The following is a 26146-nucleotide window of genomic DNA, read 5'->3' on the forward strand; positions in this document are numbered from 1 at the left end:
GCGACTAGCCGCGCCGGGCGATGATTTCTCCATGGTAGACGCGAACCAAATAGTGGGCCGTCACGACATGTTGTTCATGACGCTCGATACGCTCCGCTACGATGTTGCCGTGCAGACGCTGGAGCGCAGCGAGTTGCCGAACTTCGCGTCGGTCCTCCCCGACGAAGGATGGCAGCTTCGGCATAGTCCGGGCAGTTTCACCTTTGCAGCCCACCAGGCGTTCTTCGCCGGTTTCCTGCCCACGCCCGCCGGCCCAGGTCCTCATCCTCGGCTGTTTGCAGCCAAATTCCAGGGCAGCGAGTCTACCACGCGCGAAAGCTATGTGTATGACAGTCCCACGTGGGTGCAAGGTCTAAGCGAAGCAGGCTACCGCACGGTGTGCATCGGCGGTGTCGGTTTTTTCAACAAGCAAACGGCCCTTGGGCGAGTTCTACCAGATTTGTTTGACGAAAGTCACTGGTCACCGAACATGGGAGTGACAAGCAGCACTTCGGCCGCCGAGCAGTTTTCGCTTGCCGCCAGAATAGTCAACGACACCACACCGGATCGTCGCATTCTGATGTTCATAAACGTCTCGGCACTACACCAGCCAAATTGCATGTATGCGGACGCCGACGAAGATTCGCCACAGACGCAGGCCGCGGCGTTGACGTATGTTGACTCTTGCTTGCCAATACTCTTCGAAGCCCTGCGTTCTCGTGGCCCGACGTTTTGTATCGTCTGTTCCGATCATGGTACAGCCTACGGCGAAAGTGGTTATCATGGCCACCGTCTGGGGCATCCAGTCGTTTGGGATGTGCCTTATGCAGAGTTCTTCCTAAAGTAACCTCAGGCTATCAGTCGTGAACTCCGCTACCGAACATCTGCTGGACGTCGAGTCACCCTACGTAGGGTACGCGTATTCGTACCCACACAAGTCGGCGTATCGGACGCTTGAGGAGCCCGTGCCTCTGCAGGCGTTGTGGGCGCAAGAGCGGCGAGACGCGATATTCTTGTATCTTCACGTCCCGTTTTGCGAATACCGTTGTGGATTCTGTAACCTGTTTACACTGGCCAATGCCGAACCTGATTGGGCGCAGCAGTACATGGATCAGCTGCAACGGGAAGCCAATGCGGTGAAAGGTTGCCTGGGCCAAGCAAAGTTCTCCCGCTTCGCCATAGGCGGAGGTACGCCGACGTTTCTTGACGAACAGCGACTTGAGCAACTGCTGGATATCGCAAGCGACTTGCTAGGTGGCGATGGTCGCGATATTCCAACCTCATGCGAGGCTTCGCCCGCGACTCTCACTCCACACAAGGCCCAGCTTTTGCGAGCATGGGGCATCGACCGCCTGAGTCTCGGTGTGCAGTCTTTCAACGACGAGGAAGCCGGCCTGCTGGGGCGTCCGCAGAAAGTTCGAGATGTCGAGCAGGCCATTGCAGTTGTCCGCGATTGTGACTTTCCCGTACTGAATCTCGATCTGATTTACGGGGCGGAGGGACAATCGAGCGGAGCATGGATGGACAACGTCAGGCGGGCGATCTCGTATCGGCCGGAAGAGATTTATCTGTATCCACTCTATGTACGCGAACTGACAGGTCTGGGACGCACTTCGGCCACTGCAAGCGACGACCGGCTAGACCGATACCGCGAGGCGCGGGATGCGTTGCTCGACTCCGGGTACGAGCAGGTGTCCATGAGGATGTTCCGCCTGCCATCGCAATCCATCGACGCTGCTCCCGTCTATTGCTGTCAGTCAGACGGCATGGTGGGCCTTGGGTGTGGAGCGCGTTCTTATACTCGCGACCTGCACTATTCTACGGAGTTCGCGGTAGGCAAGAGCGGAGTCCGAGCGATTCTGCAGGACTACCTCTCGCGGGAATGTGAATCGTTTCGTTTCGCCTCGCATGGTTATGTCCTTGGCGAGTTAGAACAACGCCGACGGTACGTCATTCAGGGGCTCTTGCAGGTAGAGGGCGTGCATCTGGACAACTATCGCGAGCGGTTTGGCGAGTCGATCTGGGAGCACCTCCCTCAGTTGGAGGAACTCGTTGAACGGAATTGGGCAACCGAGTCGGACAGAATTTTACGCCTGACTCCGGCTGGTATGGAGCGTTCCGATGTCATCGGGCCATGGCTCTATTCGGATCGGGTCCGCGGACTTATGGAGGAGTTCGAATGTCTGTAGAACTCTCAATCCTCTACCGTGGCACACTTTCGAGCTGCAATTACGATTGTCCGTATTGCCCGTTTGCAAAGCATTGGGAGTCGCCCGATGAACTTGATTCAGATCGAAAAGGTCTGGAAAGATTCATCGATTGGGCAACATGCCATTCGGAACGGCCTCTTTCGGTCTTTTTCACTCCGTGGGGCGAGGCTCTAGTAAGGAGTTGGTATCGCGATGCGGTTGTCAGTTTGACGCATCTCTCTCACGTCCGAAAAGTCGCCGTGCAAACAAATCTCTCCTGCAACCTGGATTGGGTGGGTTTGGCTGAAGCAGGCAAGCTTGGACTCTGGTGCACCTACCATCCTGGACAGACAAGCCTCGGCAGTTTCCTTAAGCAATGCGAGCGGTTGTCGACTAGCGGCGTCAGCTATAGTGTTGGGTGCGTGGGCTTGCGCGAGCACTTTTCAGAGATCGACGAGCTGCGACGTCGGCTGCCCCCGACAGTCTATCTATGGATCAATGCCTTCAAGTCACAAGAGGAGTATTATGACTTGTCGGCCATTGAGCAGCTCACGCAAATCGATCCTCAGTTTCCTGTAAACAACCAGCGCCACCCGAGTCGGGGTAAGCATTGCTTGACAGGCGAGACTGTGGTCACGGTCGACAGTCAGGGAAACGTGCGGCGATGTCACTTTGTAGATGAAGTGATTGGCAATCTATACGATGCGAACTTCGAACACTCCTTGCGCCGACGTTTGTGTCCCAATGATACCTGCGGATGCCACATCGGATACGTGCATCTGGAGCACCTTGATCTCCAGTCCGTGTATGGCGCGGGGATACTCGAACGAGTTCCGCAGCACGTGAAGTCCCTACCGAGCAATAGGTCGCTTGCGTAGAACAGTGCGAGTGGAAAGCCCCTGTCCCAATTGCTTCAGCCAAGGGCGTTCGTTGCTGCAACTCGAACGGCTCGACATCGCGGACGAATTGGACTCGGTCGTACGACAAGTAGGATGCCACCACGTAGAGCAGCGCAGCCTTGATCACCTGCGGTACGTTGTTCGAGGTGTTCTCTATGCGCCTTGAAGGCGTCCCTTGGCCGCGGCAGGTTGTGTTTTGCCGATGCCGCAGCGATTTCACTCCGAGTCTGGTTCCTCCAGTCGCACTAGCAGCCAGTTTTCGACTCGGTCGGGGCCGTAGTGCACCATGATGGGCGCTTCTGGTTGGGTGAGGTTGTAGAGGCCAGTCTCAACGACGATGTCTTCGCTCTCTCCGACTCGCAAGGCGACGCGTTGCGTTTCCTTGTCAACGCGACCCAGCAGGGTCTGTGTGATATCAGTCGACTCGTCGTATAGCGTGCCGCTGACAATGCCTTCTTTGTTCACGGCCAGTTGCACAAACCGAGTTGGTTCCGTCTCTTTCTGGCTGGAAGACACGGCGAACGTGCCGAGTGGCATCCAATCCGCCTCCTCCGCCTGCTGTTCTGTTGCAGGTGGTTCGACGGTCGCCAGGACTGCTGCGCTGGCGGCGAAGTCTTGCGGGGTGCCGACTTCCTGGCCGTCGATGTAGACCGCATTGTTTTCGTAGTAAACGTTGCCGCCGGGACCATAGTCGTAGTAGATCGGCTCTTGCCACACGGGGGTGGGCGCCGGCCAGCTGAACCAATCGGTTAAGCCGACAAACGTGGGAATTGTCCACCAGTAACTCGACGGGTACCGGTCGAAGCAGTAACCGTAGTGCCAGCCGCCGATTCCATGGTAGTGGCCTCCCCACCAGTTGGGCGTGAAGTAGTCGTTGTAGACGTTGAAGTTGTTGTAGTTAAATCGAACGTTGTTGCCCCAATTGTTCCAGCGATCGTAGCGTCCAGGGTGACGGTCGATCCAATTGCCCATGCCGTAACCCGGACGCCCTGGTCGGGGCCAGCGATCGTGGACGTTGTTCCAACCAGGGCGATTAGCCCAACCCGGGCGATTGTGGATGCCACCGTTGTCCCACCAGTTGCCTCCACCGGGGCGGTTGGGCCTGTTGGGCCGATTCGGCCTGCCAGGTCGATCGCCACCGCCGCCAATCCAATCAGGGCGGTCGGGGCGGTTACCACCACCTGGTCGGCCGGGTCGGTTACCTCCGCCGCCCGGGCGATCGGGACGATTGCCGATACCTGGACGATCCCCAACACCACTGCCGGGACGCTCAGGGCGATTGCCAATGCCTGGGCGATTGCCTCCACCGGGTCGATCGGGTCGATTGCCAATGCCGGGACGATTGCCACCGATTCCGGGCCGGTCGCCACCCGTGCCGGGTCGACCGGGACGATTGCCGATCTCGCCGGGCAAGGTTGTCGGCCTCCCAGGTCGATTGGCCAGTCCGGGACGGTCGCCACCGCTTCCAGGTCGCACCGGGCGGTCAAGTCCCAGGAAATCGCCAAGTCCTCCAGGGCTAGGTCGTGTAGATGGACGAGTGTTTGCTCCGGGCCGGTTTCCGCCAGGTCGGCTGGCGATGTCGGGCCGGTTTCCTCCTGGGCGACTGCCAATATTTGGGCGGTTCGTACCCGGTCGTGTCGAGGGTCGTGTGCCAATGTTCGGGCGCTGAGCGTTTGGGCGTTGAGCCACCGAAGGTCGACTTGGTCGGCTATTCGGTCGTGATCCAAAATTCGGCAGGCTGGTGTTCGGTCTTTGGGCGTATCCTGGCCGAGTTGTGGGCCGAGAGGCGCCCGGCCGAGTTGTCCCAGGTCGCGTTGACGGCCGAGAGCTTAAGTTCGGGCGCGATCCCGAGTTGGGCCGAGAATTTGGTCGAGTATTGGGTCGGCTGTTGGGCTTGAGTCCGCCACTGGGGCGGTTGATATTCGGTCGTTGTGTTGGACGATTGGCGGTTGGTCGAGACGACGGACGACTAACACTTGGCCTGCTCGCCGAAGGTCGATTCGGTTTGGACCTGGAGCCACCCATTTTGGGCATACTGGTCTTTGGTCGCGGTGCAGCGCGTTTTGCGCCTCCTCCTCCGCGTGACGCAGCCGGCCGGCCACCTCCCCCTTTCTTGCCGCCTCCGCGTCCTACCGCACGACTGTCATCGGCGACCATCAACGCCAGTGCAACGGCAATCGCAATCTTGGAGACGCTTATCGAAGTGATCTTGAATGTCATCGCGACGCTCCTTCTACAGCAGCAGTCTCTTCCGCGGGAGCCTCTTCAATCTCTGCAATTCGAACAACAGTAATTGGGTCCGAAGACGGAACTGGTTCTCCATCGAGCGATTCACCGATCTTATGAATCTGCAGGGTGTTGTTGTCGATCTTCGTGATCACGGTCGTCCCTGAAGCCAACGTCCCATCGCTGTGCACTTGATTCATCTTCACCATCCACTCATCACCGTTCTTCGACACGGTGCCGTCGCCGAAGGATCCATCGGAGTTGAACGTCCAGGTGCGGATCTGCTTGGCAAGTGGATCCCAACCGAAGATCTGTGTGCCCGAGGTGCCATCGCCATCTTCATACTCAGCCTGGTAGGAGCGAATCAGGAATGCCTGACTCGGCGACCAGCGGATGGTCGAGGTAACCTTGGCTCCGTCGATCTCGTCTTGCCAACTTCCGATCGCCCAAACCAACTCCCTAAGCGCTTCGTGGGATGTGGTTGGAGTGGGGACATCGCGTTCGTGCGAACTGGCAATTAGCCAATGATCGTCCTGCTTCTTGAGCACTGCGGTGAAGGTGGATTGAGTCGGCTCGTCGAGACCGGTCGCCAGAGTAATCGTTCCTTCAATAACTGCGACGTCGGCGCCGACCATTTGCACATGCTCCGTACTGCCGGAGAGCTGAGCTTGCGGGTAGTCAGCGAAGAACTGTTTGAATTCCTTTTGCAGAGCTTCACGGCCTTCGGTCCTCTCGCCGGTTCCCTCCTGAACCGAGACTGCATCCGCGGTCCAGTACATTACCACGGCTTCAGCGTCGTGTTTGTTAAACGTCTCTACATAAGACCCTAATCTCTCTCGAATCGTCTCCGTGGCGTCACCATTCGGTTCTTGTGCATTGGCGATTGCTGCCAGGGTCACAGCGGCGAATAAGGCTGGAACGAAATGTCGCTTCATCGATATGCTCCCATGTAATTAGGGGATGCCAACGTGTAGAACCACCTCGCTGCGGAGTTGGGCGTCGATTGTCGAAGAAAAAAGTGAGAATTGTTGGTCGAATCCAAGTCCGACCGATGCGTTTCGCAACTGAAATTCTCGCTACCGGGACTCGACGGATCCCTGCGGGGTCGCGGTAGAAGTGGACAGCGATTATCCGGCTATAACCAAGATTTGTCAACCATCCGCTTATTCAATCTCGCATCGTGTGTTGAAGCGATGTTGGTGTCGACGGGTAACTCGGTTAACGTTATATGCAAATCCGCGGGCGATCGGTCGAGAGCTAGACTTCTTTTTAATGGTTGAGAAGGTGCCGTGAATTGGGCTGTGGTGCGTCTGGTGGCCGTGGTGTCGATGGTCGTGGACCATGCGGCAATTGTGTACGACGGCGGTTCGGGATGGAGGGCGTTGGGGCGCGCGGCGATACCAGGTTTCTTTTTGTTGCTGCTCGCCGGACTACAGCGAACCAGCAGCCGCGAGATGTACGCGGCGCGGCTCTTTATGGTCGGGGTGGTGTCGCAGGGTATCTACACGGCGTTCTGGTGGAGCGACTCGCTCAACATTCTGTTCACGCTGGGCCTGGTGGTCGTACTGGCCGAGCGGCGTATCGCGGAGGTCGCCGTGGTGGTCACAGCCCTGGCGGCGGTGGAATCCTGGCGGGGCGAAGTAGTCGTCGAAGGCGGCGCCATTGCGGTAGGACTGCTAGTCGTCGGGCATCATGCGGGATCACGATGGTGGCTGCCCAGCGTGTCGGCCGCATCGATGGCGGTGTACTTGTGGCCGCATGCTACGTGGTGGGGTTTGACCTACGGCGCCGAATCAGTCGCATGGGCCATCGTGCTTTGGTGGGGGACGCGAATTGCATGGGATGCACCCCATTGGATACGCACCGGCTGGTGGTGGTACTGGTTCTACCCTGTGCATTTGGCCCTGCTGCTTCTGCTCGACTAGTGCCAAGCAGCATGTGGGCACGGGTAACATGTTAGAGTACACTGCTAACTCCGTCTTGAGATTCGAAAAGTGCTAGTGGGTTCCTGAGTTCAGCGCACGCTACATGCTTCGACACCCTCCTTTCACAACCCGCCGTAAACCACACTTTATGCAAATGTCCTTCGCCCGAGCGCCATTGGCTTCGCTGTTGTCCTTAGTCTTCATGCTGACCGCACCGGCGTTGGCATCGCCGCCGAGAGACTTGAAGGAACGGATCGAAGATACTCCAGACTTGCCGCAGGTGCATGAGAGCCTGCCTGGGCGGGGTGGACAATACTGCGGTCCGGTGGCGGCGAGCAATGCGCTGGTCTGGCTGGCCGGACGTGGGTATCCCGAATTGGTGCCCGGCTCGCAGCTTGAGTTGGCCGAAACACTCGGCTCGCCAGGGCTAATGAACACCGCGAAGACGCGCGGAACGGGCCCTCATGCGTTGATTCGCGGGCTTACCGGCTACGTTGAGGATCGTGGCTACCAAGTCGACCAAGTCGCATACCACGGTTGGCGTAAGGTGAAGCGCGACTTGGTTCGCACCGTGCCAGGACATCCCAATGCGGTGGAAGTTGCCCGACGGCTCGACGCAGATACCATCGGCCTACTAAACGTTGGCTGGTACAAAAAAGAAGGAGGCGACTATCGCCGGTTGGGGGGCCATTGGGTAACGCTGCTCGGAGCCGACCCAGATGATTCCGCGATTCTCATCATTCACGATCCAGCGCGACGTAGCCCTGAGGGTCAGCATGAACGCATGGCCGTCACGAGGATTGAGTCAGGCACGCTCATCAATCCAAATCGCAACACCAAACGCGATGCCGCTGGCGCTTGGCAACTGGGTGGCGAGCTAAAAATCAACACCCAAAAAGGTGCGACGACTTCGGTGCTCGACAATGTAGTGCTGTTGCGACTGAAGTAGCTTAGTCACGGAGCACGGCCCCCGTGCCTGGCGAGTCGGCCAGATTCACTTTGCCAAGCTCGACCTTCACGCCGGTGGCCGGATCGTTGCCGAGTAGGATCGCGCCATCCAGATCAGCAAAATTCAGCAAAGGCAACAGTTGAGAAGCGGCTGAGATGCCGATGGACGTTTCGACCATGCATCCGACCATCGTCTTGAGGCCCATTTGGCGGGCTTGCTTCAACATCTGCACTGCGGGAGTCAGTCCACCGCACTTGCAGAGCTTGACGTTGATGCCGTGAAAGACCTCGCCGCACGGCTCGACGTGTGCCGGAATCTGGCAACTCTCGTCGGCGATCACCGGCAGCGCGCTGCCCTCGTAGACTTTCTTGAAGTCGTCGCGCGGTGCGTCCGGTGGGAGCGGTTGTTCAATGAACTCGACGCCCAAATCGGCCAGTTGCTTCGACTTCTCGATAGTCTCATCGGCAGTCCATGCACAATTGGCATCGATTCGCAGTTTGGCGTCCGTAGCACCGCGGAGGGCCGAAACGATTTCGATGTCGCGCGTCGTGCCGAGTTTCACCTTGTAGTTGTTCCAACCTGGGTTTTCCTTCAGGTCGGCCACCATGGCGGGTGTGTCGTTGATGCCGATCGTTAGGCTCGACTCTGGCAAGCCGGTCCACTCGAGTCCCCAGTTCTCGAAGCAAGTCTTCCCAGCGCGTCTTGCGGCTAGGTCCTGGCAGGCGATGTCGAGTGCCGAGAGGGCGAACATGTCGCCCGCGAGCTGCGCGGCCACGGAGTTGTACACTTCGTCGCCTTGTACGATGTCGAGTTGTTCGATCTGCGGTTGGACGCTTTCGATCGACTGGCGAATCGACTCGAGCGTATGCCCGTAGTAGTCGTTGGCCGTGGTTTCGCCGTAGCCCACATTGCCGTCCTGCTCCATCTTGACGATGAGCACGGGCTGTTCCGTCAATGTTCCGCGGGAGATTGTAAAGGGCTTTTTCAGCGGTGCGGTGCGCTCGTGCAACGAGACCTTCATCCAAGTACCTCGGTTCTCAGTTTTTCCACTGCATCGGCCAGCACACCGGCGCCATGTCGATAGACATCGCAGGCTGGCAGTCCGAGTTCATCCTGCACCCTACGGACCTCTTCGTCCAGGGCCGCATCGTCCAGATTTTTGCCGTTCACCGCGACGGCGATCACGCGGCTGGGATAACGTAAGCCCGCAATCGTCTCGTAGACCCGCACATATTCGCTGAGAGATTTTAGCGGAACGTGCGGCAGCCCTTTCACCGCGGTGCGGCCCGCCTCGTAGCAGAGGATCATGCCCTGCGGAGCACAGCCATGCAGCAGGCCCATCGTCACACCCGAAAAGCTGGGGTGCGAGATGCTCCCCTGCCCTTCGACAAGCATGATCTCGGCATCGGTGTTCCGCAGCAACATTTGCTCGACCGCGCCGCTAATAAAGTCGGCCACGACGCAGTCGACCGGCACGCCATCGCCAGCAATCATGATGCCGGTTTGACCAGTAGCCAGGAAACGGGTGTTCGCACCCCGACGTTGGAGTTCTCGTTCCACTTCCAACGTGACGACCATCTTTCCTACACTGCAGTCATGCCCTACCGCATGGATGCGAAGGTTGTTGGCTGGGAAGCTGGCGTGGTCGGCGACGGTCTTCTCATGGTTGCGACGAACGTCGATCAGCTTGGCGTCATGCTTCCGGGCTGCCGCGACCAATTGAGGATCGTTCACTAGGAAGTCGTGCAGTCCCGATACAACGTCGACTCCACGCTGGAGTGCCTCCAGCAGGATCGGCTTCCAGGCTTCGGGCAAGTTGCCTCCGGCGGGGGCAATGCCAATAAACAGTGCGTCGGCGGTTGGCACTTCGCCCAGTGACCCAACAACAGGTATCTCGCTACCAAAGCCGAACAGCTGCTGAGCGGTAGACCCGACTTCATCGCGATCCAGTATGGCCGCCACATCCTGCTGACGGTAGCGCACCACGCCGGTTGCCGTCTTCGCCGAACCGGAACGCGACGCGCCGTCGGTAAGCAGCACGATGTTCTTGTAGCTGAGGAGATCGGCACGTTCGTGCATTGCCTGAACAGGCGCCGCAATCCGGGCAGTCCGTCGTTCTCGGTGAATTTCCACCACAGTATTTGTCTTCCTCGAATGAACTGAATGCAATTGCCAGGCGCGGAAGGCGATTTAGTCAAGTCGCGACGCGCTCAACTACTATGCTACGCGACGCTGCATCCCGCCGTAGACTCGCTGCGACGCAATAAGCAGTTAATATTGCGCAGCGTGCCGCCTAAAGAAAGTTGCTCAAGCGAATGACCTGAATTCGCGAATCGCTTCGCCGTACGAGCGCGCACAAAACCTTAAGTGCGCGCGAGCCCGGGAAGCTCGCCACCCTAGATGTCCACCCGATGCGTGCTAGTTCAATCTGGCTGGCACAGAAGGAAGGCGAGGTACAACCGCTGGTTGCTGCGATTCGCGGCCAACGCGTAGCTCACTTGGGGTGATGCCGTATTGCTTTCGGAATGCGTGGGCTAAGTAAGGGCCGCTAGAAAATCCGCATGACAGCGCGATGGCCGCTACGCTCATCGAAGTGGTGACCATCATTTGCCGCGCTTGCTCCAACTTCACACGGCGAATCTCCTCGGCTGGCGTCCGGCCCAGCACCTCGCGGAATCTCTGCTCCATCTTTCGCCTCGACATGGCAGCAGCGCGAACGAGGTCGGATACTTGAACGCCGTCGGCCGCGTGTTCCCAGATCAGCCGCACCACGTTCTTCAAATCGGGATCGCCAATCGCCAGGTAGTCCGTCGAGCGACGCGAGCAGACACGCAGCGGATCGATCTGCACGGGCTCTGCAGGCACTTGGCCGGTACGGATGATGTTGTCCAGCATCCGCGCAGCCTCGAATCCAATGCGATGGCTCGCCAACTCGATGCTCGATATTTGAGGCGACATAACTCCACACAGCAGTTCATCCTCGTCGCCCGACAGGATGGCAATTTCTCCTGGAACGTCGATGCCGCGGTGCATGCAGACTTCGGCCAACTGGCGCGCCGGGTAGGGGTCGGAAGCGAAAATGCCTACCGGACGTGGCAGCTCTTGCAGCCACTGCGCCAAACTCTCGCGATCGACGATCGACGTACCCGCCTGTTCTGCCTCGAATGCATGGCATTCGTATCCTGCCTCGCGGACCATATTCCGGAATTGCTCGGATCGACGCTTGGGGTATCGCCCAATCACGGGGGCGTAGCATGCGAAGTGTTGCAATTGCCGCGTGCGGAAGTGATCGAGCGCCATTTTGGCGCGAGCACTATCGTTCGTCATCACGCGGCCCATCCACGAGGTTTCGGGATACATCGAACCGAGATCGACCGCCGGGATCTGCAAATCGCGGATGTGGTTGATCAAGGACTCGTCGCGGATCATCACAACCGCGCCGTCTCCTTCCCATCCCTCGGGAACGCGCAGGCGGCGTTCTGCGTCTCGCGGGGCGAGCAGCAACTGCCATCCGGCGTCATGCGAATAGCGCGCGATCGCCTCTACCACGTTGCGCCCCCAAGTGTCATCGAACTCCACCAGCACAGCGACGCGTCGAGATGGCTGTTCGGCAATCGCCGGATCGGCGTAGGAGGGGTGAATTGGGGGCATCGTATCGCCTGCGGAGGTAGGATTGGGCATGGTGTGGGTGCAGATTGGCCCACGGTGCTGAATATACACAGAACGAACGCCATGGTTGCGAAATTGCAGGTGCCGTGCGCAAAAACGTTCGCAATTCGCGCACGCCCGCGGGCGAAGCCCCTTAGCTTGCGGAAAAGTGTCTCTTTGCCCACGCCACCAAGATCGAAATTCAACCCGGTTTTGCGCACGGCAGTCTGTGAAGGCTCCTTGGCCTCACGCTAGTTTGGTAGGCCTGGCGCGCAATTTCGCGGGCGATGCACTGTCGCGCGTCGACCCATCCCGTTCAATAACTCTTGGAGTCTCACGATGGCCAGCCGATTGTTAATCTCCGTACTTCCATGCCGCCGAACAACGCTTTGGTGCTGCTTTGCGCTGATGGGCCTGGTGGCCATCGACGCGAGATCGAAGGAGGTTGTTTCTATTACCAGTTTGCTGGAAGAGATGACCGACCGCAGTCAGCTATGCCAGTTTCCCCAGCCGGAGTACACGTGCAAGCAGTTTTCGAGCTATGACCGCAGGGCGACGTCGGCGGAGGATCAGGAAAGTTGGTACGCCAACTGGGACCGCAGCCAGTTTGTACGCATCGAGGAAAGAGACGGCGGCAAAGAATTTGTATTGATGGATGCCGAAGGGCCCGGCGCGATTGTGCGTTTCTGGGGAACGTGGCATGGACCGAAAGGAAAACCGTTCTCGAACGGCACCTTGCGAGTTTACCTGGACGGAAGCGACACGCCCGCCATCGAAGGCCCGGTCGCCGACGTGATCGATGGCGGCCTGTTGACCGAGGGACCGCTGTCGCAAGGTGTCTCGCCCAAGACAGAGTACCGCCGGCGCGGACATAATCTGTACCTTCCCATCCCCTACGCCAAGGGCTGCAAGATCACCTATCAAACCGACGTGTTCCTGGATGAAGGCGGTAAGACGGGCGAGGCGCTCTATTACCAGATCAATTACCGCACTTACGAACCTGGAACCCAAGTTGAGACGTTCTCCATGGAACGACTTAGAGCAGCACAGGCTGCGTTGGAGTCGACGCAAGCCGAGTTAACCGCGGGCGGTCGCCCTTCGGGCGCCGATTGGAAGCAGGTGACGTGGCATGGCAACATCGCACCAAAGCAATCGGTGACGCTGGCCGCCAAAGAATCCAGCGGTGCAGTGCGGCGGATTCGCTTGAAGGTCGATCCGAACGCTTCGCTACAAGCGCTACGTTCGACCGTCATCAAGATGCAGTTCGACGGCGAGGAATGTGTGTGGGTTCCGCTGGGCGACTTCTTCGGCGTGGGATACAAGCCCCAGCCGTATCAAAGCTGGTACACGGCTTATTCCGACGACGGGGTGATGTCCTGCGAGTGGGTGATGCCGTTTGCGAAAGGTTGCGACATCTCGTTGGAGAATCTCTCAGGCGAGGCGGTGGCCGTTGAACTGGGCGAAGTATCGTTCAGCGACTGGAAGTGGGACGATCGTTCGTTGCACTTTCACTCCACTTGGCGTCAGTACACCGAGGAGGTGACCGGCGGCAGCGACAGCATGGATGTACCCGACGGAGCCAGCGATAAGAATTACGTGACGGTCGAAGGCCAAGGCGTGTACGCTGGCGACACGCTTACGCTGTTCAACGGAGCCGCCGAGTGGTGGGGAGAGGGAGACGAGAAGATCTACGTCGATGGCGAGACTTTCCCCTCGCACTTCGGCACCGGCACCGAGGACTACTACGGCTACGCTTGGTGTCGTCCCGAGTCGTTCGCCGCCCCGTTCCATGCTCAGCCCGAAGGCGGTGGAAACTTGAAGGGCGGCTTCTCGGTCAACAGTCGCTACCGCGCCCTCGACGCAATTCCGTTTGAGAAGTCGATCAAGTTCGACATGGAATTGTGGCACTGGGCGGCCACCAAGGTGAATTATGCCCCCACCACATTCTTCTACGCTCGTCCCGGCGCTGTGGTCAACGTGGCTCCGGATGCCGAAAGCGCGAAGCTGAAAGTGGTGTTGGACTTGGAGGAGTTCGCCTCCAAGTAACGTCGACCGGCACGCTAATCGCCGCCCGACCGCTAGTCGGTGGCGACGCGCGGCGCCGTGAACAGTTCGTCGAAGGCGAAGGTCGTCCACTCGCGATATGGCGCGTCCCACGGTTCGGACTTCATCGAAGCGACCACCACGTCGACTTCCCGCTGGTTGGGCCGCGTGACGATCGAGTATTCGGTCGTACCGTGGGCAACGGTCTGCAGCAACTGCTGCATTTCGTCCGTGCCGATCGGCCGGCCGATGCGATACCAGGCATCCAACTTGTGCATGCCGGCCTCGTACCGCCATAGCGATGAGAAACTGGGTGTCTTGTCGAACACCTTGCCAGGGCGAGTGGGGGACACTCCATACCCCAAGTGGTGATTGCTAGCAGCGATCGCCTGTGGTACGTAGGGTGCAACGTCTTCGGCGCGGCGGATGTGGTCGCCAAAGCGGTCGCCTTCCAGGATGAACGCGGGAGTTTTTTGCCCCGTGTAAGGCACCGCAAACAGAGTGATGCAGCCCGGACCACAGCAGCCGCCGGCCGAGTTGTCGAAGCTGTCGACCAACGTCTGCACCGAGTCGGGCGTGGCGTCCGCGCCCAGTTTCGCAAGTGACTCGCGCATGGTCCATGAGAAAGGAACCAGACCATTCACCACAGGGCCTGGGCCGGTGAGCCCGGCGTTCTCCATCGTGTAGAAACCGTCTTCGTTGATGCCGGATATGGTTGCCACGAAGCCCGGCCACATCATCGAGACGTATCGCTTCTGGCCCGGCCCGGCAGGATCAACCGCCATCAACAGGAAGTGACTCACCGTGACTCGACGCAGGTCGATCTCGCCATCCATATTGCGGCCGGTGATCATGCCGCCATCGACGTCCGTGTCGGCGGTTCGCTCGCCCCAGGCGGCGAATTGTGTGCAACTGGATCGCATAGCCCGTGTTTCAATGTACCCGTTAATGGCGTACAAGTCGGTCAGCGAGAACTCGCGATTCAGTTCCGGCACCATCAGGTCGGCGCCCGAAGCCTTCATCCCCTCGATGACTGCTTCGCACTCCGTAACGAACTCCGCCGGGTAGTTGAAGTGGCTGTGCAGGAACTTTGCGAAGCCTGCTTCGTACTCCTGGGCCGACTTCATCTTGTCTTCGAGAATGTAGAACCGGAAGAAGTCGACGATTTGATCGGCCAGCAGCTTTCCGTGCGCGAAGCCCCGCAGCTGGGCGTCGCCCGAAAGTTGCAGCACGGTGTAACCTTTGATCTGCGTGATCCGCCCGCCTTCAGTGGCTTGCGACTCGGTCGGCATGGTGTGCGGGGCGGTGAGACGAAAGCTGAGCTGCTTGCTCTTTGGCGAGCTGGCAGCGATGGCATAGCTTCCCGCCGGTTCGGTCGCGTACCAGCCGAACGGCTCCGGCGTTGCTGGGTCCCAGGAGCCGTTGTCGTTGAGGTCCGCGTAAGCGAACACGCAATACGGCCGATCTCCCTTAACCTCAAGTGAGAACTTCCGTGTTGTCACCCGCGCGGTGGCCTGTTGGTTGGCCGCCGCGGCGAGGATTTCGGGCTTCGATGGCGGGATGAGGTGCCCAGTGTCGGTGGTCACCACCGGCATGGCCCACACTCGCAGCGGAGCATCGCCCTGCCCTGCGAGTTCGATTTTTCCTTGCAGCACCTGAGTTGTGGCCATGGCATAGGGAGGTACTGTGAGCGCAATCAGACTTAACAACATCGATCGAACCAGTAACATGAAACTCACTCCTTCGTGACGACGGGTAGCTGGATGTGCGAAGGATGCTCTGTGGAGAAATACACTCGCTGCTCGGCAGCTTGGTAGTCGTCCTCGGTGGCCTGGGGAATGTCGACAAACGTCTGCGGGTTGCGGTCGATCAGCGGAAACCAACTGCTCTGCACCTGCACCATGATGCGATGTCCTTTGCGGAACAAGTGGTTGCGGGTGCGAAGGTTGATCTCGAACTCGGTGACTTTCCCAGGCTCGAGCGGCTCCGGCTTGCTGAAGCTGCTACGGAACTTGCCGCGGATCACGTCGTCGGCGATCATCAGTTGATAGCCGCCCATCTCCGGCTTTTCCTCGTATGTTTCGGGATAGACATCGATCAGCTTGACCACCCAGTCGGAGTCGGTTCCCGAGGTCGAGGCAAACAGCCGGGCGACGATATGCCCGGCGACTTCAACGTCACCGTCAAGCGGCTCGGTCACGAACGTAAGCACGTCGGGTCGGCCATCAACAAAGCGTTGATCCTCGACCTTCCACAGCTTGCCGGCGCGACCAAATCGCGGATCGTCACTACCCTGCATGCCGTGCCAGAATCCCATGATGGGCCGGGCCGAGTAGGGCACGGGGTTCTTAGGATCGGAAGTGTAGCTCGCAAACTCCTCAGTCTGGTCATCACCGGGCGCTGTGAACGACAGCCCGCCATTTGGCTGGAAGTAGAGCTTCTGGGGTTTGCTCTCGGCCGGCGGCCAACTTGCATAGTTTTGCCACTTGTTCGAACCGGTTTGAAACAGCGTGGCTTCCGCCAATTTGGGGTCGGGCGCGCCTTTCAAGTGGTGGGCGAAGAACGGCGCTTCGATGGTCTTCTGATAGTGAGCCATAGTGTCCGAGCCGAACTCGTAGGCTCCCAGAGCTTCGCTCGGGCCGCGATACCATTGCCCGTGCGCCCATGGCCCGACGACCAGCCGGTTGAGGTTCTGCTTGTCGAGCGGTTCCATCGTGTCGTAGATGTCGAGCGCCCCGCCCAGGTTTTCCGCGTCCCACCACCCGACGACATTCAGCGTCGGCACGGTGACCTCTGTCAAATGGGGCAGCGTTCCCCCTTCCACCCAATACTTGTCGTACGTGGCGTGCTCCATGAAGTTGTCCCAGGTCGGAGACACATGGTGCAGGTATTTGGCGTTCATGTTCGACAACGGCCCGAGGTCCAGAAAGAACTCGTAAGTATCAACCTGGTCGTACGGAAACCGGGCGTTCTCTTTCGCGTCGAAGTCGAACAAATACGGAAGCTCGGCGCTGGGCTGCAAGCGGAACGCGCCGAAGTGGTAGAAGTCGTCGCCGATGAAATAGTCCGAAGGCGACGCCTGTGGGCTGGCCGCTTTGAGCGCCGGGTGAGGGTCGACCAGGGCCATCGTCACGTACCAACCCGGATAGGAAACGCCGAGCATGCCGACACGGCCGTTGTCGTTGGCCATGCTGCTGGTGAGCCACTCGATGGAGTCGTACGCGTCGGTGCTGGCGTCGATGGCCTGTGGATCGCGGCGGTGGCGCACTGGCCGGTTCCACTCGAACTTGCCCTCGGAGTTGTGGCGTCCCCGCGCATCCTGCACTGCGATGATGTAGCCCTCCTTGGCCATTTCGCGGAACGCGGTATCAAAATACCGCGTGAATTTGCCGTCCGGCTCCGCCACGCGATACGGCGTGCGCAAAAACAGGATAGGCAATTTCCCGCGCTGGTTTCGCGGAGTATAGATCTCGGTATAGAGCCGCACGCCATCGCGCATCGGGATCATGACATCGGTCTTGCTGTAAGCATTCTGGATGTCGATCTCGGCGCGAGTCGTTCGGCAGCATGAAACCAGCAACAGCAACGCCAGCAGCACCAGCTTCTGTGGCTGGAGGGAGGGAGTGAAGTACACGATTGGGAGCACCTTGAGCAAACGGATCTAACGAAAGCAAAAGCCGATTCCGCCATGGATTGCTTCACAGTATTGTAGATGCTTGGTTGGCTCGTCACCAAGCGTGACGCAAACCCCCGACGTTTTCGCGCACCAGGAAAGTTGAACGCGCCATACGGACCTTGTAGGATTGGTGCCAGCGAATTGTAGACGTATTTCACTCGAAAGGCATTACTCCCATGAGTCTGGTTCTCCGCTGCGCTGTGTTACTCTGTTGGATTAGCGCGTTGGCGCCGGCGGCGGCGTTGCGGGCGGAGGATGCCCCAGCGAAGCCCAACATCGTGGTTATCTTCACCGACGATCAAGGCTACGGCGATCTTGGTTGCTACGGAGCGACCGACTACAAGACGCCACGGATAGATGAACTGGCCGAACAAGGAACGCGATTCACCAGTTTCTACGCACAGATCGTCTGCGGGCCGAGTCGCTCCGCCCTGCTCACTGGTCGCTATCCAATTCACAGCCTCGGCTGGTCGATGCCAGCCAGCGAAGTGACGATCGCAGAGTTGTTGCAGAAGGCCGGGTACCGCACTGTGTGCTTCGGCAAATGGGATGTCTCGAACCGTGCCGCGATTCTCGACCGAATGCCGGTGGCTCAGGGATTCGACGACTACTTCGGACCTTTAGGCGCCAACGACAATGGCAGGGTCAAGTTCCACGAGAACAATGAACCGGCTGGCGGCACGGGCGACATGGGCAGCCTCACCGGGCTGTACACGGACAAGGCCATCGAGTTTGTCGAGCAGAATGCCGAGGAGCCGTTCTTCTTGTTCCTGGCTCACACGATGGTGCATTCGGTGATCGGGGCATCGGACGAGTTTCGCGGCAAGTCGGATGGCGAGTTGTATGGCGATACGATGCAGGAACTCGATTTCAACGTCGGCCGACTGCTCGACACGCTGGATCGGCTGAAGTTGTCGGACCGCACGCTGGTGATCTTTACCAGCGACAACGGACCGTGGAGCAACATTGAGAAGCGACTGCGACAAGTCCATGATGGCCAACTGGCCTCAGGGTCGCCGGGACCGCTGCGCGGCGCGAAGGGCTCGACCTACGAGGGAGGACTGCGGGTGCCGTGCATCGTGCGCTGGCCAGGGCACGTGCCAGCTGGGCGTGAGAGCGACGCGGTGTTCGCCACCATCGACTTTCTGCCCACGTTCTGCAAGCTGACTGGCGCTGAGCTGCCTTCGGATCGCCACTTGGACGGAGTCGATCAAACGGCGCTCTTGATGGGCGAGTCGGAAGAGGGAGCGCGGGACGAGTACTTCTACTTCTGCCGCGGCGAAATGCACGCCTATCGGCACGGCAAGTGGAAGCTGATCCTGCCGGACCGCAAGGAGTTCTACGGCTACGTTAAGGATCGCGGCAGCAGTGACGTCGAGCTGTATGACCTCGAGTCCGACATCGGCGAGTCGAACAACGTGGCCGACCAGCATCCCGACGTGGTGCAGAAGTTGCTCGAAGCGGCGCGGGCATACGAGATGCCCAAAGTGCCGTACGACCCGCGCATCAGAACCTAACGCGTCGGTTGTTGCTTCAGTCGACCCGGCGGGCGCACGCCTGACCCTTTCTTCTGCTGTAGGGCATCGCCAAGGTCCTCGCGGGCCTTTTCGGCGGCCGCCTGCAGTCGGGCGACGACTTCTGGGTGGTCGTCAAACACGTTCGTGGTCTCGCCGGGGTCGTTCTGCAGGTCGAACAACTCAAGGCCAATCTTGCTTGGAGAATACCTCACCGGCATTCCATCCTGGCCGCCTTCGCGGCCCTCCAAGGAGGGGAAGGAATGGGGGAAGTGGAGTTTCCACTGCGGATCGCGAATCGCCTGTAGTTCGCGTTGCCAGTAGCAGTAGTAATAGTCGTGCGGGCTCTCGGCGTCGGGCGCGCCGGAGAGGAGCGGCCAGATGTCTTTGCCGTCGATCTGGCGGTCTGTGGGCACCTCCGCGCCTATCAACCCAGCGATAGTGGGCAACAGATCGATCGTGCCTGCCAGTTCGTCGCACTTGGTGCCGGGCTTGATCTTGCCGGGCCAGCGGGCCACGCATGGCACGCGGTAGCCGCCTTCGAACATCGTGGCCTTGCCCTCTCTCAGCGGGCCTGCGGAGCCGGCGTGACTTCCGTACGACAGCCAAGGGCCATTGTCGCTGGTGAACATCACCAGGGTGTTCTCGTCGAGTCCTTCCTGCTTGAGAGCTTCCAGAATCTGCCCCACCGACCAGTCGACTTCCATCACCACATCGCCGTAAAGACCGGCGCCGCTCTTGTCTTTGAATTTGTCCGATACGAACAGCGGTACGTGCACCATGCTGTGGGGGACATACAGGAAGAACGGCTGCTCGCGGTTGCGGCGGATAAAGTCCACCGCGTGCTCGGTGTACTGAGTGGTGAGCTGCTCCTGGTCTTCGGCGGTCACTTCCTCGTCTACCACCTTGGTGCCCTCGTACAATGGCAGCGGCGGGTATCCCCGCTTGCGACGTTCTGCATTGGGCGGCAAGCGAACCAGATCAGGATGCAGCGGCCACATGTCGTTCGAGTAGGGAAGCCCAAACCACTCGTCAAAGCCCTGATTGGTTGGCAAGAAGGGTTCCTCGTCGCCCAGGTGCCATTTGCCAAACACAGCGGTCGCGTAGCCTTTGGACTTGCAGAGTTCCGCGATGGTGATTTCATCCGGATTGAGGCCTACTTTGGAGTTGGGGCCGAGTGCGCCAAGGATGCTCACCCGTGTGGAATAACATCCAGTGAGTAGCGAAGCACGCGATGCGCTGCAAACCGCAGTGGAGGAGTGAAAGTCCGTGAGCACCATTCCTTCGGCTGCCATGCGGTCGAGATTCGGCGTGGTGTAGTCTTCCGCTCCAAAGGGGCCAATGTCCGCGTATCCCATGTCGTCGATGAAGATCACCACTATGTTTGGAGTTTCTGCGTAGGCCGTGGCGCCAGCGACGAGAAGAGACAGTGCTAATAGGCAACGGATCATGGTGGATAGCCTGATACGAGGATCGAGTTGGGGAGCTGCCCGATTATACCCCGATTGTCCTGTAGGACGGCCATTTTTGAACCATGCCTGCCAGGCGAGGGTACATGGGAGCCGAATACCCGGTTCGTTTTTGCGCACAGGCAATGCCAGGGCAGCCGTTACCTAGTTTACAGGGCAACTGCCATTTAAGTGGAAAGCCACCCCCGGATACTTTAGAATAGTGCTCATGCGACACCCCACCTGCATCCCTTCCCCATGGGGATGCGCAAGATGCCGTAAGGGCGGGCGATGCACCCGTAGGCTGCCACCAGCAGCTTTCAATCACGCGGTGCTTCGAGTCCTACTGGGCATGCCGATATTGATACTCTCAAGTTCGGAGTTTGCGAACCTTGGGAGAGTCTGGCGGTTATGGATCGCTGCCCCGCTTGTAAAATGAGCTGGATTGCTCGCCCTCTTGCTGGAGAACTGATTCCCCAATGAGACAACTACTTCGAGTTGTGGTGTTTACGTGGCTTGGACTGGCGGCCACTAGTTTCGTCGTTGGCCAGGAACCCGAGGTTCCCGCAATCGACTTCGCGCATCAGATCGTTCCCCTGCTCAAACAGCACTGCGCCGAGTGTCATGCAGGCGAGCGTGCCGAAGGGGGATTCTCCATCAACAATCGTGGGGTGTTGCTCGACGCGGGGGTAGTGACCGAGGGCGATAATAGCGACTCCTACCTGATGGAGTTGATTACCACGAAGGACAAAGACATCCAAATGCCGCCGGCTGGCAAGCCCCGGGTGCCGGCCAAAGAGGTCGCCCTGGTCGGCCGCTGGATCGACCAGCGGCTGCCGTGGGAGCCGGGATTCACGTTTGCCGAGAACTCTTACGAGCCACCGCTGGCGCCGCGACGTCCAGAGCTACCTCCTGTGGTCGATGGGAGGGTGAACCCTATCGACCGCATCATCGACGCGCATGTGGCCAGCACGGGTACAACGCCCACTGCGGAATTGGACGACGCGGCGTTTTACCGCCGGGTTTCGCTCGACCTGGTTGGCCTGTTGCCAGGTCCGACCGACGTTCAACAGTTCGTGGCAGATCCATCGCCCGACAAGCGCACTCAACTGATCGAGCAACTGTTGGCCAACCGCACTGCGTACGCGCAGCATTGGATGACTTTCTGGAACGATTTGCTCCGGAACGACTACCAAGGCACCGGCTACGTGGACGGCGGTCGCAAGGAGATCGGTGCGTGGCTGTATCGCTCGCTGCTGGAGAACAAGCCCTACGATCAATTCGCGCGGGAACTGGTTGCGCCGAGCAACGAATCGCAAGGCTTCATCAACGGCATCAAATGGCGCGGCACCGTGAACGCCAGCCAGACGCGAGAGATTCAGTTTGCGCAGAACGTTCCCCAGGTGTTTCTCGGCATTAACCTGAAGTGCGCCTCGTGCCACGATAGTTTTATCGATCGCTGGACCTTGGAAGAAACCTACAACCTGGCGGCCGTGTTCTCCGATCACGAATTGGAAATCCATCGCTGCGACAAGCCAACCGGCAAGTTCGCCGAGCCCGGGTGGTTGTTCCCCGAACTGGGAGAATTGGACGGCTCGCAGGGGCGCGAGCAGCGACTCAAGCAGCTTTCCAAGTTGCTCACCGATCCCGAAAACGGTCGGTTTACGCGGACCATTGTCAATCGGCTGTGGTGCCAGCTAATGGGGCGCGGCATCGTGCATCCCACCGATTCGATGCATACCGAGCCTTGGAACGAGGACCTGCTCGACTACCTGGCGGTGCATCTTTCCGACAATGGGTACGACGTGCAGGCGACCCTGCGGCTCATCGCCAACAGCCATGCGTACCAGTCGCAATCCGCGAGCATCGACGAACAACCGGTCTCCAGTGAGTTTGAGTACCAGGGCCCCGTCGCCAAACGAATGACCGCCGAGCAGTTCGTCGATGCGGTATGGCAGATCACCGAGACAGGTCCCAAGGATCCTCACAAAAAGGCAGCAGCTTTTCTAGGCAAGGCCGAAGGAGATCAGCGAGCTCCCAACCAGCGTTATCGCTCGGCGCTTGTGGCGAGCGATCTATTGATGCGATCGCTGGGCCGGCCCAATCGCGAGCAAGTCGTCTCGTCGCGGCCGCCGCTGCTTACCACCTTGCAGGCGTTGGATTTGTCGAACAGTCCGACGCTGGTCAAGACGCTCGACCAGGGAGCGACCAACCTGCTCGCGCGATTCGAAGGCAAGTCGGCCCCTGAGATTGTCGACGAAGTGTACCTGGCCGCTCTTTGCCGACCACCCACCGAGCGCGAGCAAGAGGTTGCTGTGCAGATACTCGGTGATCCGTCCGACAAGCAAGGCCTCGAAGACCTGTTGTGGTCGGTATTTATGTTGCCCGAATTCCAGATCGTCCGTTAGGCGGGAGCGATTTTCATGACCATTTCCCTTTCCAGCAAAGCCGTGGCCGAGCCCCGTTCGCGTCGCGAGTTCCTGCAAGCTTTGGCCGCGGCCGGCACGGCCACTTGGATGCTTGGTGAGCCACAGCTTGCCAGGGCGGAAGAGGCAATCGCCCAGCCACCGGCCAAAGCCGACTGCTGCATCCTGTTATGGATGGCGGGCGGCATGGCGGCGGCCGAGACGTTTGACCCCAAGCGGTACGAGCCGTTCCAAGTCGGCCTGCCGGTCGAGAAGATTATCAGCACCTTTCCGGCGATCGATACGGTGGTCGACGGGCTGAAGATCAGCGAGGGGCTGGAGAACATGGCCCAGATTATGGACCGTGGTACCCTGCTCCGCTCGGTGGTGCTGCCCGACTTGGGCGACATCCTGCACTCCCGTCACCAGTATCACTGGCACACCGGTTACGTGCCTCCGCAAACGGTGGCCGCTCCACACTTGGGGGCGTGGATCGCGCGGTTGCTCGGTCCTTTGAATCCGGTGATGCCGCCGTTTATCAACATTGGTCAGCGGCTCGAGGGAGTGGGCGAGTCCGAAGAGGTCAAGGCGTTCACCACCGCCGGTTTCTTTGGCTCGGAGTTTGGCCCGTTCAATCTGCCTTACCCCGAAGACGCGACGCTTGCGGTGAGGCCGCCCGAGGGAATGACCGGCGGGCGGTTCGAGAACCGCTACAAGCGATACAAGGACCTGGTAGCCGCCAGCCCGCATGCCGAGTACGCCAGCGACTACCAGCAAGAGTCGATGGTCAAAGCGGTCGATTCGGCCTATCGCCTGCTGAGTTCCGAGGACAAGAAGGCGTTCGACCTGTCGTTGGAGCCGAAGGAGGACTTCGAGAAGTACAATACCGGCCGCTTCGGCCGCGGGTGCCTGCTCGCCCGCAGGTTAGCGGAGTCAGGCGCACGTTTCATCGAAGTGACCACCGAGTACGTCCCATTCCTGCACTGGGACACGCACGAAAACGGTCACACCACCGCGAAGCGAATGAAGCAGGAGATCGATCGCCCTATCGCCCAGTTGATCACCGACTTGGAGGATCGCGGCATGCTCGATCGCACGCTGGTGATCGTCGCCAGCGAGTTCAGCCGCGACATGATCATCGAAGGCAAGCCCGGCAGCACCGCACGCGATCAATCGCGGGCCAAGGCCGACGTGTTGGGCGAGATGCGGCATTACGGGCTGCACCGCCACTTTACCGGCGCCAGTTCGGTGCTGATGTTTGGAGGCGGCGTGAAGCAAGGGTTCGTGTACGGCGAGACGGCCGACGAGCGGCCCTGTGTGGTAACCAAGAATCCGGTTTCGCTCACCGATCTGCACGCGACAATCATGACCGCGATGGGAATTAGCCCCAAAACGAAGTTCGAAATCGAACGTCGCCCGTTCTACGTCACCGAAGATGGCAAAGGGCAGCCAGTGACCGATCTGTTCGCTTGAAATAGCTGATTTCGGGGCTTTCGCAGCGGACGCTTGTCCCGCACAATGGACCCGTACGTCCACGCGGCTTCGACTGCCCCCTGATCCTATTCTCCCTGGGAAGAGCTATGTCCATCCAGTCCCATGCGAAAGATGGCATCCTGACGATTCAGTTCACCGACTCACGTATTCTGGACGAAGCCCAGTTGGAGAAGGTCACGCAGGAGGTGCTGGCGCAACTCGACAAGTCGACCGAAGAGAAAGTGATTCTCGACTTTGAGCCCGTGCTGTTCATGTCGTCGTCGATGCTGGGCAAGCTGGTGATGATCCACAAGAAGTGCAAAGAGTTTAAAGTCAAGCTGAAACTCAGCGGCATCTCGCCCGACATTCGCGAGGTGTTCAAGATCTCGCGGCTCGACAAACTGTTCGATATCGCCAAGGACGAAGCGACCGCGCGCAAGGCGTTCCTGAAGCGAGGGCTGTTTGGATAGCGAAACGGCAGGTTTATCAGCCATGACCGCCGTAAGTCGGCGATTCGTCCATCGCTAATCGTTGGAGATGGCCAGGTTGCACCGCTCGAGAAGAACTCGCGGGCGGACAGGCTTCCCGTACAGGAAACCTTGAGCGTGGGTGAAACCCATCTCACTGCAGACCAGATGGTCAGCTTCGTCCTCAATGCCCTCGGCGAGAGGCGAGATGTCCAAGTCTCGCGTCATCTGAACTAGTCGCTCCAGCATTTTGCGACGCTCGGAACACGCAGTTGAAATGCCTTGAATCAGTTGCATGTCGAACTTCAGGTAGTCGGGCGGCACGTCTACCAGTTCGACCAATCTCGCCTGGCCGGCGCCAAAGTCGTCGTAGGCCAACTGCATGTCGAGGTCGTTTAGAGCCGCGCGTAATTCGCGCATCACTTCGGTCTGTGTCGCTATGGCTTCGTGAATCTCTAGCACAATCGAGCGGCACGGCGCGGCTTCGCGCAATTCTCGCAGCGAGTGATGTAGCAATTCGATGTTGGCGACTTCAGATGGATGCGTGTTGACGAAGAGCAGGTGGTCGTCTGGCAGAGGCTGTCCGCTGCGGATACCTTCGGCGCGGAATAGGCGACTCAGTTCTGACTCGAGGTTCAGCTCGGCAGCTGCCATGAACATGGATTGAGGACTGGAAAGCCCATACAACCTGCTGCGCCCCAAGACTTCGTAGCCGATCGTAGTTCTACCGTCCATGGTGACAATGGGCTGAAAGTGCGGCTCCACGGCCCGATCGGTCATCAACCGATCGAACTGGATCAGCGCAAGCGCTCGATCCGAGGAGTCGTTCAGCATGGTTGCCTGCGGGGACGACGCTTCGCAGCGCTCTGCACGGAACACGATCTGGGCAAATTGCACTAAGTCGCCACTGTCCACGACGCACCGGTCGGTTACCCGAGCGCCGTTGACGAACGTGCCGTTGGTGCTGCCACAGTCGCGGACTACCAGTTGTGCGCCCTTGAACAGCAGCTCGGCATGGTGCGCCGAAACAGTCGGGCTGGGTATGGTGAGCGACATGTCCGCGTGACGCCCAATCGTGAATGGGCTCTTGTCGACTTCAAACTCGCGCATGTGGTCGTCGCTGAGGAACTGACCGCTCAGTTTCCAGGACGTAGCCGCAGGTGGAGAGTTCAGGTCCATCGTCTGGGATTAGCGAACTTGCCGAGACTTGCCGGGCATGAGGAGAATCCGCCCAGTCTTCCACCTAAGCTTAGGTCATCGAACGACCAGCGTGTTCAGTTTGCCGCAGCCGTGCAGGCTGCATGC

General features: G+C 59.3%; 19 protein-coding genes. 10 read left to right on the forward strand and 9 right to left on the reverse strand.

What is annotated here, in order from left to right:
- Positions 1-31 precede the first annotated feature (31 nt).
- From ACQK2L_RS18340 to ACQK2L_RS18350, 3 genes are read left to right on the forward strand one after another with little or no spacing between them, the layout of a single operon-like run.
- Entirely contained in the window at positions 32-826 is a 795-nt protein-coding gene (locus ACQK2L_RS18340) for an STM4013/SEN3800 family hydrolase (RefSeq protein WP_425398487.1), read from the forward strand.
- 16 nt (positions 827-842) lie between these two features.
- The gene (locus ACQK2L_RS18345; RefSeq protein WP_425398488.1) at positions 843-2168 is read left to right on the forward strand and encodes an STM4012 family radical SAM protein; all 1326 of its coding nucleotides are present in this window, start codon (positions 843-845) and stop codon (positions 2166-2168) included.
- Positions 2159-3046: an STM4011 family radical SAM protein gene (locus ACQK2L_RS18350; RefSeq protein WP_425398489.1), complete on the forward strand. Its 888-nt coding sequence runs from the start codon at positions 2159-2161 to the stop codon at positions 3044-3046. The genes ACQK2L_RS18345 and ACQK2L_RS18350 overlap by 10 nt, the downstream gene beginning before the upstream one ends.
- 237 nt (positions 3047-3283) lie before the next feature.
- Here ACQK2L_RS18350 and ACQK2L_RS18355 read toward each other — a convergent pair whose 3' ends face one another.
- Both ACQK2L_RS18355 and ACQK2L_RS18360 read right to left on the reverse strand, forming a co-directional pair.
- The gene (locus ACQK2L_RS18355) at positions 3284-4480 is read right to left on the reverse strand and encodes a hypothetical protein (protein WP_425398490.1); all 1197 of its coding nucleotides are present in this window, start codon (positions 4478-4480) and stop codon (positions 3284-3286) included.
- Positions 4481-5283: 803 nt separating this feature from the next.
- Positions 5284-6228 carry a YybH family protein gene (locus tag ACQK2L_RS18360; RefSeq protein WP_425398491.1) on the reverse strand — a complete coding sequence of 315 codons (945 nt, stop codon included), beginning with the start codon at positions 6226-6228 and terminating at the stop codon, positions 5284-5286.
- A gap of 354 nt (positions 6229-6582) precedes the next feature.
- Here ACQK2L_RS18360 and ACQK2L_RS18365 point away from each other — a divergent pair, with 354 nt between their 5' ends.
- Together ACQK2L_RS18365 and ACQK2L_RS18370 are read left to right on the forward strand one after the other, a co-directional pair.
- Positions 6583-7218: a TraX family protein gene (locus ACQK2L_RS18365; protein WP_425398492.1), complete on the forward strand. Its 636-nt coding sequence runs from the start codon at positions 6583-6585 to the stop codon at positions 7216-7218.
- A gap of 154 nt (positions 7219-7372) precedes the next feature.
- Positions 7373-8167, forward strand: coding sequence for a hypothetical protein (locus ACQK2L_RS18370; protein ID WP_425398493.1), 795 nt, complete (start codon positions 7373-7375; stop codon positions 8165-8167).
- Position 8168: 1 nt separating this feature from the next.
- Here ACQK2L_RS18370 and ACQK2L_RS18375 read toward each other — a convergent pair whose 3' ends face one another.
- The 3 genes from ACQK2L_RS18375 to ACQK2L_RS18385 form a co-directional block, all read right to left on the reverse strand.
- Positions 8169-9188, reverse strand: a complete 1020-nt coding sequence (locus ACQK2L_RS18375; RefSeq protein ID WP_425398494.1) for a dipeptide epimerase — start codon at positions 9186-9188, stop codon at positions 8169-8171.
- Positions 9185-10246: a DUF1611 domain-containing protein gene (locus tag ACQK2L_RS18380; RefSeq protein ID WP_425398495.1), complete on the reverse strand. Its 1062-nt coding sequence runs from the start codon at positions 10244-10246 to the stop codon at positions 9185-9187. Before ACQK2L_RS18380 ends, ACQK2L_RS18375 begins: the two co-directional genes overlap by 4 nt.
- Before the next feature lie 339 nt (positions 10247-10585).
- Positions 10586-11848, reverse strand: coding sequence for a substrate-binding domain-containing protein (locus tag ACQK2L_RS18385; RefSeq protein ID WP_425398496.1), 1263 nt, complete (start codon positions 11846-11848; stop codon positions 10586-10588).
- 306 nt (positions 11849-12154) lie between these two features.
- Between ACQK2L_RS18385 and ACQK2L_RS18390 the strand changes: the two genes are divergently transcribed.
- A complete protein-coding gene (locus ACQK2L_RS18390; RefSeq protein ID WP_425398497.1) occupies positions 12155-13861 on the forward strand; it encodes a glycoside hydrolase family 172 protein in 1707 nt (568 codons plus the stop codon).
- A gap of 32 nt (positions 13862-13893) precedes the next feature.
- Here ACQK2L_RS18390 and ACQK2L_RS18395 read toward each other — a convergent pair whose 3' ends face one another.
- Together ACQK2L_RS18395 and ACQK2L_RS18400 are read right to left on the reverse strand one after the other, a co-directional pair.
- Positions 13894-15588 (reverse strand): hypothetical protein, encoded by a 1695-nt coding sequence (locus ACQK2L_RS18395; RefSeq protein ID WP_425398498.1) that lies wholly within the window; start codon positions 15586-15588, stop codon positions 13894-13896.
- Positions 15589-15593: 5 nt separating this feature from the next.
- The gene (locus ACQK2L_RS18400) at positions 15594-17504 is read right to left on the reverse strand and encodes a CocE/NonD family hydrolase (RefSeq protein ID WP_425398499.1); all 1911 of its coding nucleotides are present in this window, start codon (positions 17502-17504) and stop codon (positions 15594-15596) included.
- Between the two features lie 206 nt (positions 17505-17710).
- Between ACQK2L_RS18400 and ACQK2L_RS18405 the strand changes: the two genes are divergently transcribed.
- Positions 17711-19051 carry a sulfatase family protein gene (locus ACQK2L_RS18405; RefSeq protein ID WP_425398500.1) on the forward strand — a complete coding sequence of 447 codons (1341 nt, stop codon included), beginning with the start codon at positions 17711-17713 and terminating at the stop codon, positions 19049-19051.
- Here ACQK2L_RS18405 and ACQK2L_RS18410 read toward each other — a convergent pair.
- The gene (locus ACQK2L_RS18410; protein WP_425398501.1) at positions 19048-20499 is read right to left on the reverse strand and encodes a sulfatase family protein; all 1452 of its coding nucleotides are present in this window, start codon (positions 20497-20499) and stop codon (positions 19048-19050) included. The genes ACQK2L_RS18405 and ACQK2L_RS18410 overlap by 4 nt on opposite strands.
- A gap of 476 nt (positions 20500-20975) precedes the next feature.
- Here ACQK2L_RS18410 and ACQK2L_RS18415 point away from each other — a divergent pair, with 476 nt between their 5' ends.
- The 3 genes from ACQK2L_RS18415 to ACQK2L_RS18425 all read left to right on the forward strand — a co-directional run bounded on the left by ACQK2L_RS18415 (position 20976) and on the right by ACQK2L_RS18425 (position 24844).
- A complete protein-coding gene (locus tag ACQK2L_RS18415; RefSeq protein WP_425398502.1) occupies positions 20976-22904 on the forward strand; it encodes a DUF1549 domain-containing protein in 1929 nt (642 codons plus the stop codon).
- A 15-nt stretch (positions 22905-22919) separates the two neighbouring features.
- Complete coding sequence (locus ACQK2L_RS18420) at positions 22920-24374, forward strand: DUF1501 domain-containing protein (protein ID WP_425398503.1); 1455 nt, start codon at positions 22920-22922, stop codon at positions 24372-24374.
- Positions 24375-24481: 107 nt separating this feature from the next.
- Positions 24482-24844 carry an STAS domain-containing protein gene (locus ACQK2L_RS18425; RefSeq protein WP_425398504.1) on the forward strand — a complete coding sequence of 121 codons (363 nt, stop codon included), beginning with the start codon at positions 24482-24484 and terminating at the stop codon, positions 24842-24844.
- A gap of 54 nt (positions 24845-24898) precedes the next feature.
- Here ACQK2L_RS18425 and ACQK2L_RS18430 read toward each other — a convergent pair whose 3' ends face one another.
- Positions 24899-26020 carry an EAL domain-containing protein gene (locus ACQK2L_RS18430; RefSeq protein ID WP_425398505.1) on the reverse strand — a complete coding sequence of 374 codons (1122 nt, stop codon included), beginning with the start codon at positions 26018-26020 and terminating at the stop codon, positions 24899-24901.
- Positions 26021-26146 lie beyond the last annotated feature (126 nt).

It is taken from the genome of Aeoliella sp. (assembly GCF_965227375.1).
Lineage (GTDB): Bacteria > Planctomycetota > Planctomycetia > Pirellulales > Lacipirellulaceae > Aeoliella.

Excerpts from the sequence above, each read along its gene's own strand:
- ACQK2L_RS18340 (WP_425398487.1), top strand. The coding sequence starts at position 32 with ATGGTAGACGCGAACCAAATAGTGGGCCGTCACGACATGTTGTTCATG.
- ACQK2L_RS18350 (WP_425398489.1), top strand. The coding sequence starts at position 2,159 with ATGTCTGTAGAACTCTCAATCCTCTACCGTGGCACACTTTCGAGCTGC.
- ACQK2L_RS18360 (WP_425398491.1), bottom strand. The coding sequence starts at position 6,228 with ATGAAGCGACATTTCGTTCCAGCCTTATTCGCCGCTGTGACCCTGGCA.
- ACQK2L_RS18370 (WP_425398493.1), top strand. The coding sequence starts at position 7,373 with ATGTCCTTCGCCCGAGCGCCATTGGCTTCGCTGTTGTCCTTAGTCTTC.
- ACQK2L_RS18375 (WP_425398494.1), bottom strand. The coding sequence starts at position 9,188 with ATGAAGGTCTCGTTGCACGAGCGCACCGCACCGCTGAAAAAGCCCTTT.
- ACQK2L_RS18380 (WP_425398495.1), bottom strand. The coding sequence starts at position 10,246 with ATGCACGAACGTGCCGATCTCCTCAGCTACAAGAACATCGTGCTGCTT.
- ACQK2L_RS18385 (WP_425398496.1), bottom strand. The coding sequence starts at position 11,848 with ATGCCCAATCCTACCTCCGCAGGCGATACGATGCCCCCAATTCACCCC.
- ACQK2L_RS18390 (WP_425398497.1), top strand. The coding sequence starts at position 12,155 with ATGGCCAGCCGATTGTTAATCTCCGTACTTCCATGCCGCCGAACAACG.
- ACQK2L_RS18395 (WP_425398498.1), bottom strand. The coding sequence starts at position 15,588 with ATGTTACTGGTTCGATCGATGTTGTTAAGTCTGATTGCGCTCACAGTA.
- ACQK2L_RS18405 (WP_425398500.1), top strand. The coding sequence starts at position 17,711 with ATGAGTCTGGTTCTCCGCTGCGCTGTGTTACTCTGTTGGATTAGCGCG.
- ACQK2L_RS18410 (WP_425398501.1), bottom strand. The coding sequence starts at position 20,499 with ATGATCCGTTGCCTATTAGCACTGTCTCTTCTCGTCGCTGGCGCCACG.
- ACQK2L_RS18415 (WP_425398502.1), top strand. The coding sequence starts at position 20,976 with ATGAGACAACTACTTCGAGTTGTGGTGTTTACGTGGCTTGGACTGGCG.
- ACQK2L_RS18420 (WP_425398503.1), top strand. The coding sequence starts at position 22,920 with ATGACCATTTCCCTTTCCAGCAAAGCCGTGGCCGAGCCCCGTTCGCGT.
- ACQK2L_RS18425 (WP_425398504.1), top strand. The coding sequence starts at position 24,482 with ATGTCCATCCAGTCCCATGCGAAAGATGGCATCCTGACGATTCAGTTC.
- ACQK2L_RS18430 (WP_425398505.1), bottom strand. The coding sequence starts at position 26,020 with ATGGACCTGAACTCTCCACCTGCGGCTACGTCCTGGAAACTGAGCGGT.